The sequence below is a fragment of the Sphingobium sp. TB-6 genome (assembly GCF_012927365.1).
Classification (GTDB): Bacteria; Pseudomonadota; Alphaproteobacteria; order Sphingomonadales; family Sphingomonadaceae; genus Sphingobium.
In genome coordinates, this window is record NZ_JABBGL010000010.1 from 57,272 (window position 1) to 72,027 (window position 14,756).

Annotated in this window: 17 protein-coding genes; 6 read left to right on the top strand and 11 right to left on the bottom strand. The window is 63.7% G+C overall.

The window, feature by feature from the left end; all coding sequences use genetic code 11:
* The first annotated feature begins 201 nt into the window (after positions 1 to 201).
* Together HHL26_RS14890 and HHL26_RS14895 are read left to right on the top strand one after the other, a co-directional pair.
* Positions 202 to 1,119 carry a cell wall hydrolase gene (locus tag HHL26_RS14890; protein ID WP_066559406.1) on the top strand — a complete coding sequence of 306 codons (918 nt, stop codon included), beginning with the start codon at positions 202 to 204 and terminating at the stop codon, positions 1,117 to 1,119.
* Between the two features lie 389 nt (positions 1,120 to 1,508).
* The gene (locus tag HHL26_RS14895; RefSeq protein ID WP_025546951.1) at positions 1,509 to 1,637 is read left to right on the top strand and encodes an entericidin A/B family lipoprotein; all 129 of its coding nucleotides are present in this window, start codon (positions 1,509 to 1,511) and stop codon (positions 1,635 to 1,637) included.
* 37 nt (positions 1,638 to 1,674) lie between these two features.
* Here the strand turns inward: HHL26_RS14895 and tatC are convergent, their stop codons facing one another.
* The 9 genes from tatC to HHL26_RS14940 all read right to left on the bottom strand — a co-directional run bounded on the left by tatC (position 1,675) and on the right by HHL26_RS14940 (position 8,979).
* Positions 1,675 to 2,451: a twin-arginine translocase subunit TatC gene (gene tatC, locus HHL26_RS14900; RefSeq protein ID WP_066559409.1), complete on the bottom strand. Its 777-nt coding sequence runs from the start codon at positions 2,449 to 2,451 to the stop codon at positions 1,675 to 1,677.
* Entirely contained in the window at positions 2,448 to 2,882 is a 435-nt protein-coding gene (gene tatB, locus HHL26_RS14905; protein ID WP_066559412.1) for a Sec-independent protein translocase protein TatB, read from the bottom strand. Before tatB ends, tatC begins: the two co-directional genes overlap by 4 nt.
* Before the next feature lie 29 nt (positions 2,883 to 2,911).
* Positions 2,912 to 3,163, bottom strand: a complete 252-nt coding sequence (locus tag HHL26_RS14910; protein ID WP_066559414.1) for a twin-arginine translocase TatA/TatE family subunit — start codon at positions 3,161 to 3,163, stop codon at positions 2,912 to 2,914.
* A 118-nt stretch (positions 3,164 to 3,281) separates the two neighbouring features.
* A complete protein-coding gene (gene scpB / locus HHL26_RS14915) occupies positions 3,282 to 3,875 on the bottom strand; it encodes an SMC-Scp complex subunit ScpB (protein ID WP_066559416.1) in 594 nt (197 codons plus the stop codon).
* Positions 3,872 to 4,654, bottom strand: coding sequence for a ScpA family protein (locus HHL26_RS14920; protein WP_066559418.1), 783 nt, complete (start codon positions 4,652 to 4,654; stop codon positions 3,872 to 3,874). Before HHL26_RS14920 ends, scpB begins: the two co-directional genes overlap by 4 nt.
* A 40-nt stretch (positions 4,655 to 4,694) precedes the next feature.
* A complete protein-coding gene (nagZ, locus tag HHL26_RS14925; protein ID WP_066559423.1) occupies positions 4,695 to 5,708 on the bottom strand; it encodes a beta-N-acetylhexosaminidase in 1,014 nt (337 codons plus the stop codon).
* Between the two features lie 90 nt (positions 5,709 to 5,798).
* Positions 5,799 to 6,512, bottom strand: a complete 714-nt coding sequence (locus HHL26_RS14930; RefSeq protein ID WP_066559425.1) for an SPOR domain-containing protein — start codon at positions 6,510 to 6,512, stop codon at positions 5,799 to 5,801.
* 20 nt (positions 6,513 to 6,532) lie between these two features.
* Positions 6,533 to 8,260, bottom strand: a complete 1,728-nt coding sequence (argS, locus tag HHL26_RS14935) for an arginine--tRNA ligase (RefSeq protein WP_066559427.1) — start codon at positions 8,258 to 8,260, stop codon at positions 6,533 to 6,535.
* A 110-nt stretch (positions 8,261 to 8,370) separates the two neighbouring features.
* Complete coding sequence (locus HHL26_RS14940; protein ID WP_066559428.1) at positions 8,371 to 8,979, bottom strand: hypothetical protein; 609 nt, start codon at positions 8,977 to 8,979, stop codon at positions 8,371 to 8,373.
* 139 nt (positions 8,980 to 9,118) lie between these two features.
* Here HHL26_RS14940 and ispH point away from each other — a divergent pair, with 139 nt between their 5' ends.
* From ispH to rnhA, 3 genes are read left to right on the top strand one after another with little or no spacing between them, the layout of a single operon-like run.
* Complete coding sequence (ispH, locus tag HHL26_RS14945) at positions 9,119 to 10,066, top strand: 4-hydroxy-3-methylbut-2-enyl diphosphate reductase (protein ID WP_066559429.1); 948 nt, start codon at positions 9,119 to 9,121, stop codon at positions 10,064 to 10,066.
* 4 nt (positions 10,067 to 10,070) lie between these two features.
* The gene (gene thrB, locus HHL26_RS14950; protein WP_066559431.1) at positions 10,071 to 11,063 is read left to right on the top strand and encodes a homoserine kinase; all 993 of its coding nucleotides are present in this window, start codon (positions 10,071 to 10,073) and stop codon (positions 11,061 to 11,063) included.
* Positions 11,060 to 11,506, top strand: coding sequence for a ribonuclease HI (gene rnhA, locus HHL26_RS14955; protein ID WP_066559433.1), 447 nt, complete (start codon positions 11,060 to 11,062; stop codon positions 11,504 to 11,506). The genes thrB and rnhA overlap by 4 nt, the downstream gene beginning before the upstream one ends.
* A gap of 176 nt (positions 11,507 to 11,682) precedes the next feature.
* On the opposite strand, the gene folP is transcribed toward rnhA, so the two are convergent.
* Both folP and HHL26_RS14965 read right to left on the bottom strand, forming a co-directional pair.
* Positions 11,683 to 12,804, bottom strand: a complete 1,122-nt coding sequence (gene folP / locus HHL26_RS14960; protein ID WP_066559435.1) for a dihydropteroate synthase — start codon at positions 12,802 to 12,804, stop codon at positions 11,683 to 11,685.
* Between the two features lie 163 nt (positions 12,805 to 12,967).
* Positions 12,968 to 14,092, bottom strand: coding sequence for a site-specific DNA-methyltransferase (locus HHL26_RS14965; protein ID WP_066559437.1), 1,125 nt, complete (start codon positions 14,090 to 14,092; stop codon positions 12,968 to 12,970).
* 288 nt (positions 14,093 to 14,380) lie between these two features.
* On the opposite strand from HHL26_RS14965, the gene HHL26_RS14970 reads away from it, so the two are divergent.
* Positions 14,381 to 14,722, top strand: a complete 342-nt coding sequence (locus HHL26_RS14970; RefSeq protein WP_066559439.1) for a metalloregulator ArsR/SmtB family transcription factor — start codon at positions 14,381 to 14,383, stop codon at positions 14,720 to 14,722.
* Positions 14,723 to 14,756 lie beyond the last annotated feature (34 nt).

Consider the following 14,756-nt stretch of genomic DNA (forward strand, 5'->3'; position numbering starts at 1 on the left):
CCTTGCCAAGCAAGGGAATGATGGCCGCGCAAAAGTCCGGTTTGTCCTTCGCCCCGTTAAGCTTTGCTTCCCCCGCTGTTCCATTGCGGGACAGCGCGTAATCGTGGGAGGAAATGGCAAGGCTTTTCCCTTATGGCCGGTGCCAAGCTACGGATTCTCAGAGGAAAAGATCAGTTGGCGGGCGGCAGGACAGTAAAGGCGATGAGGGCGAGGCATGGCGCGATCGCCGCGCTGGCGCTTGTCGCACTGGCCGCGCCGCGCCTGATCACCGCCGCGCCTCTCGACCTTCTGGCCGCGACGGGAATCCAGGATGACCCCGCCGAAAAGCCGGGCCAGAATTTCCCCGGATCAGCCTTTTTCTTCGCTGAGGGCGCTTTCGATCCCGTAGCTGGCGCCGCCACGCTGAACAGCGAGCATGTTCTGGGACTCGACGCGGTGCAGGTCGCCCCCGCCATGGCATTTCGCGGGCTGACGGCGCTCGACAGCTACCGGGCACTCAACTGCCTGACCTCCGCCATCTATTATGAGGCCGGGAGCGAGCCGGAAGAGGGCCAGCGCGCCGTGGCGCAGGTGGTGCTGAACCGGGTGCGCAATCCGCTCTGGCCGAAAAGCGTGTGCGGCGTCATCTATCAAGGGTCGGAACGCGCCGATTATCGCTGCCAGTTCACCTTCAGTTGCGACGGTTCCATGGCGCGCATGGCCAACGCCGAAGGCTGGGCGCGTGCGCGCCGCATCGCCGCCCAAGCCCTCTCCGGTCTCGTCTATCAACCCGTGGGCCTCGCCACCTATTATCACACGCTGGCGGTCCGGCCCGACTGGGCGACGGCGATGCGGCCCGTTGCAGTGATCGGCGCGCATATCTTCTACCGTCCGTCCGGCTTTGACGGAACGCCCGCCGCCTTCCGCGCCGCCTATCTGGGGCGGGAAACGCAGTCAGGTCCGGCCTGGCCGGTGAAGCCCTTGCCGTTCGCCCCTGCCCTGGAACTGCCCATCCCCATTTCCTCCCCGTCCGCCACAACCGGTGCGGCAACCGCCGATCCCTTGCCTGCTGCGGCGCCCGGCCTTCCCCAGTCGACGATCCGGCCCGAATATCGCAACAGCGGCCGTCCCCTCATCTGACCTGGATTTTTTTGGCGGCGGAGGGAATATTTTACGTTTAATCCGTTAGAAACCATTCAACTCGTTGAAAAATAACATAATAAAAATCTGATGATTTTTCGGAGCTCCGGGAACCTAATCCTCCGCCCGATAGTTCTGCACTGCGGATAGCAAATCTTTTGCCCCCCGCTCTTGCTATCCAAAAAAACATGAGCCCGGAACGCATCTCCCCCCCCCCGACGCGTTCCGGGCTCAGAATTTTTGGGCTTATCCCACGGAAATCGGAGATATTTTCGCTTTCGGAACGCTTTTCCGAGCGGCGGGTTGTTCCCTGGGTCACCGGCATGATGTCCGGTTGAAGCATTTCCCGTCAGGGATGCAGGACAAAAAGCTCTGAAAAGGAGACGATGATGACCAGGAAGATTCTAGCTGCCCTTTTGTTGACCGGTTCATTGATGGTCGCGGCCTGCAATACCGTCGAGGGTGCCGGCAAGGACGTGCAGAGCGCCGGCCAGGCGGTCGAGAACGCCGCCAACTGATCCGAAAAGGCTCGCCTCCTCGGCGAGCCTTTTTTCTTCAGCTCGCAGCTTCGGCCGCCGCCACGTCTCTGGCCTGTCTCCGGTCAGTGAACCAGATGGCGATGATGGTGATCTCATACAGCGCCAGCAACGGGATCGCGAGCATCAGTTGCGACACCACATCGGGCGGCGTCAGCACCGCGGCCAGGATGAAGGCGGCAACGATCATATAGCGGCGCAGGCCGATCAACTGCGCCCGGCTGACGAAGCCCGCCCGATTGAGCAGCATCAGCAGCACCGGCATCAGGAAGCTGATGCCGAAGGCCAGGATGAACTGCATCACCAGCCCCAGATAGGCGTCCGCGCTTGGCAACGCCTCCACCTGAAGGCCGCTGCTGTTCCCCTGAAATTCCAGGAAGAAATGAAAGGCGGTCGGCATCACCACGAAATAGGCGAGCGAAGCCCCCATGGCGAAGAGAAAGGGCGTGGCGATGATGAACGGCAGCAGCGCCTTTTTTTCCTTCGCGTAGAGCCCCGGCGCGACAAAGGCCCAGAGCTGGTTCGCGATGATCGGAAAGGACAGGCAGAAGGCGCCGAAAACCGCGATCTTCACCTGCACGAAAAAGGCTTCGTAAAGTTTGGTATAGACCAGCCGCCCGCCGCCATCACCAAAGGCTTCCTTGAGCGGATAGACCAATATGGCGAACAACTGCTCAGAAAAATAGAAACAGATCGCGCCCGTGATGAACAGCGCATAGACGCATTTGAGCAGCCGCCCACGCAGCTCGATCAGATGGTCGAGCAGCGGCGCCTTGCTGTCGTCGATATCCTTCATGCCGCCGTGTCCCCCTTCCGCGCAGGCTCCTGCGCGACATAGGGCGGTCCGTCGGTCGCGGGCTGGACCTCCGCCACATAGGGTGGCGCGTCATTCGTCACCGGCGCGGATTCTGCCACGAAAGGCGGCACTTCCCCAGCCGCCGCCGCTTCAGCGCCAGGTGCGGGCAGCGCTTCCATCTCCCCGGTCGTTTCCGGCGGATGCTCTTCCATGATCCGCTTGTTCTGCGCGGCCCATTTCTTTTCCAGCTCCTCCAGCTCAACCTCGCGAACCATCGCGTCGATGCCGGTGCGGAAATGGCGCGCCATGCCCTGCGCCTTCCCGACGATCTGCCCCACTTTGTAGAGCGCGCGAGGCAGGTCTTTTGGGCCGATGACGATCACCGCAATGATGATGATCACCAGAAGCTCAGACGAATCGATACCAAACATGCGTGCCTACCGCCCCGGCCGGAGGAAAATCAGGCCTTGGTCTTTTCATCTGCCGCATTTGGCGTGGCAGTCGACGCGTCCTGTTCCGGAACGCGATGGCCCTCGATGCGCGTGGCGGGCTTGGTCGGCACGACATCGTCGTCATCCTCCGCCATGCCCTTCTTGAAGCTCTTGATGCCCTTGGCGACGTCACCCATCAACCCGGAAATCCGGCCGCCGCCGAACAGCAGCATGACCACCAGGAGAACGATGACCCAGTGCATCAGCGAAAAGGAACCCATTTTAACTTTCTCCTGAAACTGCCGCTTATCTAAAGTGATTTCGAGTGAAATGGAACATTTCACGGCTCGGAAATCACGACAAACAAAGCCCGCAGATCATATTGCCACAGAATATGATCTAAGCGTCTTCCTCGTCATTTTCCACAACGGATTGGGCGCCCAGACCCTCAAGCGCCAAATCCACCGGATCGAGCAGACCCGCAGCGCGCAGATCATCGATACCCGGCAGGTCGCGGCGGCTGCTAAGGCCGAAATGTGACAGGAATTCATGCGTGGTGGCATAGATCAGCGGTCGCCCCGGCACTTCCCGTCGTCCTGCGGGCCGCACCCATCCCGCCTCCATCAGCACGTCCAGCGTGCCCTTCGCCACCTGAACGCCGCGGATGGCCTCGATCTCCGCGCGGCTCACCGGCTCATGATAGGCGATGATCGCGAGGGTTTCCATAGCGGCGCGGGACAGCTTGCGCGTCTCGTCCTTCTCACGGCGCAGGATATGGGCCAGATCGGCGGCAGTCTGGAAATGCCAGCGCCCGCCCCGCTCGACCAGATTGATGCCGCGCCCGGCATAGTGATCGCTCAATGTCGCGAGCGCGGCGGTCAGATCCCCCGCCTCCCCCACATGCAGCTTGAGTTCGGCCGGGGTCAGCGGTTGTTCGGAGACGAACAGCACGGCTTCGACGGCGCGGAGAAAATCATCAGGTTCTTCGATCACAACAGACGCCCCGCAGTCGGTTCCGGCACAGCGGCGCGCAGGAAAATGGGTTCGAAAATCCCCTCCTGCTGGATTTCCAGCCGCCCCTGCCGCGCCAGTTCCAGCGCGGCGACGAAACTGCTGGCGAGCGCCGATCGTGCCATCGGCCCATCCTGCCCGGTCGGCAGGAAGGCTTCAAGCGCGGTCCAGTCGATCGCCGCGCCGACCAGGGTGCTGACCCGCTGGATCGCTTCGTCCAGAGTCATCACCGGCCGAACCGCGACCATATGCACGACCGGCTGGGTCCGGGCGCGAATCTGGCCGTAGGACTGGATCAGGTCGAACAGGCTCGCCGCCCATTTCGCCCTGCGGACGAGGCGCAGCCCTTCAGGCTTTTCCCGCGCGAAGACGTCGCGGCCGATCCGGTCCCGCGCCATCAGCCGCGCCCCCGCCTCCCGCATCGCGTGCAGGCGCTGGAGCCGCAATTGCAGACGCAGCGCCAGCTCCTCCGGACTGGGGTCGGGCTGCGCCTCCTTGGGCAGCAGCAGCGCCGATTTGAGATAGGCGAGCCACGCCGCCATCACGAGATAATCGGCGGCCAGCTCCAGCTTCAGCTTCCGCGCGCCCTCGATATAGGCGAGATATTGCTCGACCAGCGCCAGGATGGAGATTTCGCGCAGATCGACCTTCTGCGTCCGCGCCAGCGCCAGCAACAGGTCGAGCGGCCCCTCCCAGCTTTCGAAGCTGAGCATAAGGGTTTCGGGCCCGGGAACGGCGGGAGGGGTGAAAAGATCGTCCATCGCTAGACTGTCGCTTTTAGGTTTTTGTGGCATCCCCTCTTCACGCCGGAACCATCGCCAGCAGCGCATCGCGGGTGGCGAGCAATTCCTCCAACAGCGGGCCGTCCGACAGCCTGTGCGTCGACGCCATCGCGCGACCGAGGCGCGTCATGGCCTCCGGCGTGATCTCCGGCAGCAGATCGGCAATCCCCACCATATCGTCCATCCGCCCCCAGCAATTGAGCGCTAGATCGCATCCCGCCGCGACGGTCGCCGCCGCCAACTCGGGAATGCTGCCCTTCAACGCCTTCATGTCGAGATCGTCGGACATCAGCAGCCCATCGAAGCCGATCCGCCCCCGGATGATGGTCTCGATGATGGAGGGAGACAGGCTCGCAGGCAGATCGGGATCCCAGGCGGTATAGACGACATGCGCCGTCATCCCCATGGGCGCGTCCTTGAGCGCCTGGAACGGCGCCAGATCGACCGCCAGCGCATCCTCGTCAGCGGTGACGATGGGCAGTTCATGATGGCTGTCGACCATCGCCCGGCCATGGCCCGGCATATGCTTGACGATGCCGACCACCCCACCATCGGCCAGTCCCTCGATCACCGCCCGTCCCAGCGCCGCGACCCGCATCGGCTCGGCGCCCAGCGTCCGGTCGCCCATGATATCGCTCGCTCCCTCCTGCCGCACATCGAGCAAGGGCAAGGCATCGACGCTGATCCCCACTTCCGTCAGCGTGGCGGCGATCGCCCGGGCATTGGCGCGGGCGGCCGCGATGGCGCTGGACGGCGCGACCTCATAGAGCCGGTCGAACACCGCGCCGGGCGGGAAGCTCGGCCAGACCGGCGCCTGCATCCGCGCCACCCGGCCGCCTTCCTGATCGATCATGATGAGCAGATCGTCCCGGCCATGCAGCGCCCGCAGATCATCGGTCAGCGCCCGAAGCTGCTTCCTATCCACGATATTGCGCCGGAACAGGATATAGCCGGCAGGCTGCGCTTGGCGGAAGAAGGCGCGCTCGTCCGCAGTCAGGGTCTCACCGGAAAGGCCGAAGATAACGGGTTTCATGGCAGCGATGGTAGCGGCTGGAAGAGGCTCTGTCGAAGGGGTTGTGACCTCATCCCTCTCTCCTTCAGGGGAGAGGGGAACAGCTATGCGTCAATTCACCACCATGCAGCTCTCGCCCGCCACCTTCAGCTTGCCGCAGAGCGTGCTGGCCTGCCCGCCCGCCGCCGCGCGCAGGCGATAGACGGTGCTGCCGCTCACCTCTGCCTGCTCGATCGACATCGGCAGCGGCTCCAAATAGGTGAAACGTTTGGACAGCCGCTTCCACGCATCCTTCGCGAAGGCCTGATTGCCATAGGCGCCTAACTGGATCATGCCGCCTGCGGGCCGCGCAACCGTCGTCACGGGCTTCGCATTGGTTTCATCGGCTACCCGAGCCGTGACGCTCTGACCCGGTTTTCCCGCCACCGCCGACTTGGCGTTGCCAGCCGCGCCGGTCGGCGTGATCGGCGCTTCCGGCACCCGAGTCGGATCGATCCGCCCGTCGCGGGCCACGCCCTCGCTCGCCGCATAGCTGGCATCGCCCTCTCCGTCGAACTTCTTGGCGTCGGCTTCCTTGGCGGGAATCTTGTAATCCCCGGCCGGCGCGGCGATCAGCTTGCCTTCGCCGCCAGCCCCGCCCGAGCGGTTCTGGATCAGCCATACACCCGCGACGACCAGACCGATCAACACCAGTCCAAAGAGAATGAAGCCCAGCAGCCGCAGCGGCGAGAGCCCCTGCTCCTCCTCATCCTCGATGGCGGGTTCGAGCCAGGGCAGACGCTCCTCGTCGTCCAGGTCCAGCCTGCCCCGCGCATAATCGCCCATCTCGTCCGTGCCTCCGCCGGTTACTGCATCTCGGTCAAGGCTGCGACGCCCATCAGCGCCAAGCCGTTACGGATGATTTGCCCTATTCCCCGGCTCAAGAAAAGCCGCGCGGAAGTAGTGGCCGGATCGTCCATCAGGATGACCCGCGCCTGCGGATTGTCGTTGCCCAGATTCCACCAGCTATGGAACGCCGAAGCCAAGTCATTGAGATAGAAGGCGATGCGATGCGGTTCGCGGGCCGACGCCGCCCCTTCCACAACGCGGGGGAACTGCGCGGCAAGCTTCACCAGTCCCAGTTCCTCCGTCCCAAGGCGGGACAGGTCAGGCGCGGGCAGGTCGATCCCCGCCTCCTCCGCCCGCCGGCCAAGCGAGGAAATCCGCGCATGGGCATATTGCACATAAAAGACCGGATTGTCCTTCGACGCCTCCACCACCTTGGCAAAGTCGAAGTCCATCTGCGCATCGGCCTTGCGGGTCAGCATGGTGAAGCGCACCACATCCTTGCCCACTTCGCGCACCACATCAGCCAGCGTCACGAAATTGCCTGCGCGCTTGGACATCTTCACCGGCTCGCCGTCGCGCAGCAGGCGGACCATCTGGATCAGCTTGACGTCGAAACGGGCCTTGCCTTCGGTCAACGCCGCGACCGCAGCCTGAATGCGCTTCACCGTGCCGCCATGGTCGGCGCCCCAGATGTCGATCAACTGGTCGGCCGTCTGCGCCTTCTGATAATGATAGGCCATGTCGGCGCCGAAATAAGTCCAGCTTCCGTTGGATTTCTTGATCGGCCGATCCTGATCGTCACCGAATTTCGTCGAGCGAAACAGCGGCAGCTCAACCGGCTCCCAATCCTCCGGCGTCTCGCCCTTGGGCGCTTCCAGCACGCCATCATAGACGAAGTCATGTTCGCGTAGCCATTTTTCCGCGGCTTCGGGCTTCCCGGCGGCCTGCAATTCGGCTTCGGAAGAGAAAATGTCGTGATGGATGCCCAGCAGCGCCAGATCGCTGCGAATCATGTCCATCATCGCCGCCACGGCCCTGGTGCGGAACGGCACCAGCCATTCGCTTTCCGGCGCGCCAACATATTTGTCGCCATAGTCTGCGGCCAGCACCTGCCCCACCGGCACCAGATAGTCGCCCGGATAAAGACCCTCGGGAATCTCTCCGACGGCTTCGCCCAGCGCCTCGCGATAACGCACATGCGCCGACCGGGCGAGCACGTCGACCTGGCCGCCCGCATCATTAATATAATATTCGCGGATCACCTTATGCCCGATATGCTCCAGCAGGGTCGCGAGCGCGTCGCCCACCACCGCACCCCGGCAATGGCCCATATGCATCGGCCCGGTCGGGTTGGCGGAGACATATTCGACATTGACGGTGATGCCCTCGCCCGTGGCGGAGCGGCCATAATCCTCCGCCTCGGCATGGATCGCGGCGAGTTCCGCGCGCCAGGTAGCATCGGTCAGCCTGAGGTTGATGAAGCCCGGCCCGGCGATGGACGCTCCCTCGACCTCGTCCAGCTTTTCCAGGCCAGCCACGATCTTTTCCGCCAAAGCACGCGGATTGGTGCCAGCCGGCTTGGCCAGCACCATCGCCGCATTGGTGGCAAGGTCGCCATGGCTTGCGTCGCGGGGCGGCTCGACCGTTACCGGCTTGCGGTTCAGGCCAGCGGGCAGCGAACCATCAGCCTCCAGCGCGTCGAGCACGGCGTCGAGATGGGCGGTGAAACGGTTATAAAGAGACAAGGGACGAACTTTCCTTCAACTCCGTTCGCCCTGAGCGCAGTCGAAGGGCCGTCCTTTCCTCAAAAAAAGGTCAGGGCATCGACTTGTCTCAGCCCGAACGGAAAATGGGCTTAGCGGGTAGCGTTGTAACGGAGCTGATCCTGGGTCAGGTTGAAACCCACGAGCAGCTCGAAGCTGGTTCGCTGCAAGGCCGCCTTGACGTCCGGCTGCGCGAAGGGATCGATCGCCGCGTCTGCATCGCCCGCTTTACGCTTCTGCGTGATCATCGCCTGGATCGGCCCCGGCAGCGTTGCGGCGGCCTTGTTCACATAGGATCCGGCCTTGGCGTTCGCGCTGGCGCGATATTGTCCCGCCGGGAAATCCAGCACAACCTGGCCCACGCGCTTGGCGACCACGGCGTTGCCGCCCCGCACCACGGCGGAATAATAAGGCAACGTCACCTGCCGGGCAGCGCTTGCGTCACTGCGGCGGGCGTTCACGGTAAAGGTCGCCTCGGTATAAAGCTGCTCTCCATCGGCGCAGGTCGAGCGCAGATTGGTGATTTCCGCCACCACGTCGATCGCGCGGGCATCGGTGCTGCCTGCCGGATTGAACAGGGTGATGTCGCCGGTCTGGGCCGGGACCGCCGCCACCGGGCAGGCCGAGCGCACGGCCACGATGCCGCCGGTCGGGTCGATTTCGCCCCGCTGGGAACAGCCCGCAAGGGCCATGGCGATCATTCCGGTCAGCGCAATTCGAGAAAAGGTCACAGGCAATCCCTTGGGAACAGGCGTTGGGCTTCTTATCCATAGGCTGCGGGACGCGCAACATAAAGGAAGCGGCTTTCATCCTCCGTCACATTCGCCTAAGCGGCAAGCCATGACCTCTCGCTCGCCCATGAAGCTGCTGATCGCCGCCCCACGCGGCTTTTGCGCCGGTGTCGACCGCGCCATCATCATCGTCGAAAAGGCGATCGAGAAATATGGCGCCCCGGTCTATGTCCGCCATGAAATCGTCCACAACAAATATGTGGTCGACAGCCTGAAGGCGAAGGGCGCGATCTTCGTGGAGGAACTGGACCAGGTGCCCGACGGCGTGCCGGTGGTCTTTTCCGCCCATGGCGTGCCCAAGGCCGTGCCCGCCAAGGCAGAGGAACGCGGCCTCGACTATCTCGACGCCACCTGCCCGCTGGTCAGCAAGGTCCACCGCCAGGCCGAACGCCAGGTGGAGGCCGGACGCCACATCCTCTTCATCGGTCACAGGGGCCATCCGGAGGTGATCGGCACCTTCGGCCAGGTCGATGACGGCAACATGACCCTGATCGAAACGGTCGAGGATGCCGAAGCCTTCACGCCCGCCGACCCCGACAATCTGGCCTTCCTGACGCAGACGACCCTGTCGGTGGACGACACCGCCGCCATCGTGGCCGTGCTTCTGCGCCGCTTTCCCACCATCCATGCGCCCAAGGGGGAGGATATCTGCTACGCCACCTCCAACCGGCAGGCGGCGGTCAAGGCGATCGCCGGGCAATGCGACGCGGTCTATGTGATCGGCGCGCCCAACAGCTCCAATTCGCTGCGGCTGGTCGAGGTGGCGGAGCGCGAAGGCACCCCCGCCCGGCTGATCCAGCGCGCCGACGATATGGACTTCGCCTGGCTGGAAGGCGTGCGCACGCTGGGCCTCACCGCGGGCGCCTCCGCCCCCGAAGTACTGGTGCGCGAAGTGGTCGACCGGCTGGCCACGCGGTTCGACGTGATCGAGGAGCAGGTGGAAACCGCCCGCGAAAACATTGCCTTCAAGCTCCCTCGCGGACTGGAGGCCGCGTAAATCCATGGCCGTCTATACCCAGGTTCCCGCCGAAGAAATCGACGCCTTTCTCACCCGCTACAACGCCGGACGCCTCGTGTCGGCCAAGGGCATCGCGGAAGGCGTGGAAAACAGCAATTACCTGCTCGAAACCACCGGCCATGACGGCGCCTTGGGTTCCGGGGGAGGCCACCGCTACATCCTCACCCTCTATGAAAAGCGGGTGAATGAGGCGGACCTGCCCTTTTTCATGGACCTGCTCGATCATCTGGGCGCTCGCGGTTGCCTTGTCCCCCGCTTCATCGCGGACCGCGAGGGCAAGCGCCTCCAGCAGCTCGCCGGCCGCCCGGCCTGCCTGATCGAGTTCCTCACCGGCATCTCCGTCACCGAACCGACCGTCGGCCAGGCCCGCGCGGCGGGCGCGGCGCTAGGCGAAATGCACCGCGCAGCGGAAGGCTTCACCGGCACCCGCCGCAACGCCCTCGACCTACCCGGCTGGCATGAACTGGCCGCCAAATGCGGCGAGGATTTCGACCGGATCGCCCCCGGCCTCGGCGCGCGGGTTGCGCAGGAACTGGCTTTCCTTGATGCGCATTGGCCCGCCGACCTGCCCCGGTCGGTGATCCATGCCGACCTTTTTCCCGACAATGTGCTGATGCTGGGCGATGAGGTGACGGGCCTGATCGACTTCTATTTCAGTTGCACCGATATCCGCGCCTATGACCTTGCCGTCACACACAGCGCCTGGGTGTTCAGCAATGACGGCGCGACCTGGTTCGGGGACCGCGCCGCAGCCCTGGGCGCCGGTTATATGACGGCCCACGGCCTGTCCGACGCCGAACGCACAGCTTTCCCAATCCTCTGCCGGGGGGCGGCGCTGCGTTTCCTGCTGACGCGGGCTTATGACTGGATCAACACTCCCGCCGACGCGCTGGTGACGCGCAAGGATCCGCTGGCCTATCTGCGCCGCCTCGATTTCTACGCCAGCGCCGACCCGGCGGCGCTGCTCGGCGCATGAGCGAGCTTCCAGAGGTCGAGATCTTCACCGACGGCGCGTGCAAGGGCAATCCCGGCCCCGGCGGCTGGGGCGCCGTGCTGCGCTTTGGAGAGAAAGAGAAGGACATCTCCGGCGGAGAGGCGCAGACCACCAACAACCGCATGGAAATGATGGCGGCGGTGCAGGCGCTGGAGACGCTCAAGCGCCCGTGCCGGGTGACGCTCTATACCGACAGCAAATATGTGATGGACGGCATCACCAAATGGGTATTCGGCTGGCAGAAGAACGGCTGGAAGACGGCCGACAGGAAGCCGGTGAAGAATGCCGAACTCTGGCAGCTACTGGTGAAGGCCGCCGCCCGCCATCAGGTGACATGGCAATGGGTGAAGGGCCACGCAGGCCACGCGGAAAATGAGCGCGCCGATCAATTGGCCTGCGCGGCGGCGGAGAGTTTCCGGAAGTAGCGGCTGTAACGGGTGGAAGGCCGCCTTCACCGTAGCCGTCATGCTGAACTTGTTTCAGCATCCATCGTGCCCCACGGACGGCGGAATGTGAGGAGAAATGGATGCTGAAACAAGTTCAGCATGACGAATGAGGCAAAGGCAGCTTAGCCCCCTAATGGCCAAACCCACCCCCACTCTCAAACCGCGCTCAACCCCGCATCCGCCAGCCCGCGCCACAGATGCAGCGCCTGCACGCTTTCCTTGACGTCATGCACCCGCACCATCTGCGCGCCCAGTTCCACCGCGCGGAAGGCCAGGCCCACCGATCCGCCCAACCTTTCCGCCGCTGGTGCCTCATTGGACAAAGCCCCGATCAACCGCTTGCGGCTCCCGGCGAACAGCAACGGCACGCCCAGCCCCTGGAACAGCGCCAAGCCGTTCACCAGCGCCAGATTGTCGCTCAACGACTTGCCAAAGCCCAATCCCGGATCGACCATGATCTTCTCGCGGGCCACCCCGGCCGCCAGACAGGCCTCGACCCGCGTCTCCAGCATATCGAACACATCGGCCACGACATCGCCATAACCGTCCGGATTCGCATGCGGATCGTCCCCAGCCGAGGGCGCATGCATCAGGATCACCGGACAGCCCGCCGAAACCACCACATCCATCGCCCGCGGATCGTGCCGCAACGCGCTCACATCGTTGACGACCGCCGCTCCCGCCGCCAGCGCGGCTTCCATCACCGCCGCCTTGCGCGTGTCGATGGACATGGAAATACCCGCCGCCGCCAGCTTCTCGATCACCGGCACGACGCGGGCGATCTCATCCCCTTCCCAGAGTTTCGGCGCCTTGGGACGGGTCGATTCCCCGCCTACATCAATTAGCGAAGCCCCCGCCGCCGCCATGGCGAAGCCTGCATCCGCCGCCGCCTGCGGATCGTCCATATGCTTGCCGCCATCGGAAAAGCTGTCGGGCGTGATGTTCAGGATCGCCATCACCTGCGGCGCGTCGAAACGGATCGTCCGCCCATCCAGCGCCAAAGGCAGACGCTGCGCCGAAATATTGGCCGCCAACCGTTGCGCCCGCTCAGCCAGCGCATCGGGCAATCCCGCGACGGCATCGACAAATTCCGCGACCGGCACCGTCACCCGAGCCACCCGCCGGCCATCCTTCCGCGCAGTCAGCTCATAGCCCTGAAACCAGATCAGCCCATTGCCCATCCGCGCCGCCGACCCTTCGGCCAAGCCGATGGGCGACGGCACGAACCAAGTGGGGCGCAGGTAAAGCCGGGCGTCGGCAGGGATTTGGGAAAGCATTGCCATGTCCTTCGATCGGATCGAGAGCTTCCCTTAGCGTCCCGCCGTGCTCCTGCGAAGGCAGGAGCCCAGTTCTGAGGTAGCGCGCATAAACCAGGGTCTAAACTGGGTTCTCACGAGCCGCTTGTCTCGCTCGAACGCCTGCCCAGGAACACGGAGCCGCTTAAGGCTCGTTCGCCAGCAAATAGGTCTGCCGCAGCGTATCGATCGGCTTCAGCGCCCCATCGATCTCGATATGCCAGAAGGTCCACCCGTTGCAGCTTGGCGCACCCTGGAGTGTGGCCCCCATCTTGTGGATAGACCCCGTATCCGCCCCGACGCTGAGCGAACCGTCCGCCCGCACCACCGCCTGCCAGCGGCGCTTGCTGTCCGTCAGCACCGCGCCGGGCTGCAAATAGCCCGTCTCGACCAGCGTGCCGAATGCCACCTTGGGCTGCTGCCGCGCCGTCTGCATGATAGTGAGCGCGCTTTCGTCCAGCGGCAACGCCGCCTCGATCCGCTCCAGCGCAACCTCGATATAATCGTCCTCGCGCTCGATCCCAATCCAACGTCGCCCCAGACGCTTGGCCACCGCGCCCGTCGTCCCCGTCCCGAAGAAGGGATCGAGCACCACATCGCCCGGCTTGGTGCAGGCCAGCATCACGCGGTAGAGCAAAGCTTCCGGCTTCTGCGTCGGGTGCGCCTTGGTGCCGTTGCGCTTCAACCGCTCCTGCCCGCCGCAGATCGGCAGCACCCAATCGGAGCGCATCTGCAATTCGTCGTTGAGCGTCTTCATCGCCTTGTAGTTGAAGGTGTACTTCGCATCCTCGCCCTGGCTGGCCCAGATCAACGTCTCATGCGCATTGGTGAAGCGCGTGCCCTTGAAATTGGGCATGGGGTTGGACTTGCGCCAGATGATGTCGTTGAGGATCCAGAAGCCTTCGTCCTGCAGGGCCGTGCCGACGCGGAAGATATTGTGATAGCTGCCGATCACCCAGATCGAGCCATTGGGCTTCAATATGCGGCGCGCCTCGCGCAGCCAGGCCTTGGTGAAGCGGTCATAACTGCCCAGCGTGTCGAACTTGTCCCAATCATTGTCGACCGCATCGACGCGGCTGCCCTCTGGCCGGAACAGGTCGCCGCCCAGTTGCAGATTATAGGGAGGATCGGCAAAGATCATGTCGATGCAGGCGTCGGGCAGCTTCGCCATTTCGGAAATGCAGTCGCCACGCAGCAGGCGGTCGGCCTCGATCTCGACCGGCGCAACCGCCTTTTTCCGCCGCGGCGCGACGCGTTCCATGACACCCATTAGTGACCCCCGTTTGCTTCTGAGGCCCAGCGATGAGTCCTCGGGAGTCCGCCGTCAAGATCAGCAACTTAGGGTTCAAGCCTCACATAAAGGTTAACACGGCGGAGAACGAACCGGGTAGCCACTAGATATTGAGTCGACGGCGACTCGAAAGACTCAACATGGGCTAGTGTGACGCAAAAGACTCAGCGAAAAAGGCCCGGAAAGTTTTTTTGGTTAACGCCGTTTCGGAGGGCAAAAACGGACCTACGCTTGACCATTTCATAACTATTTGGTTATGTCATAACGATGACAGAACATATTTTGAGGGGGGATCGCTCGGCCTCCTGCGACGAACTTTTCAAGGCCTTGTCCGACGGCACCCGGCGGGCGCTGCTCGAATATCTGGTGCGCGAAGGCGAACAGAGCGTCCACGCCCTCACCGCCATTTCCGGCGTATCGCAACCCATGGTGTCCCGCCATCTCGGCAAGCTGAAGCGCGCCAGCCTCGTGACGGCCCGCCGCGCAGGCCGCGAAACCTACTACACCGCCCGCGCCAAGGGGCTCGCCCCGATCGTCCAATGGATGGCGGTATATGGGGCGCTCTGGTCCCAACGCTTCACCGCGCTGGAAGATCTGGACGGTTATTGAGGGCATAACATGCTCCTGCCTTCGCAGGAGCACG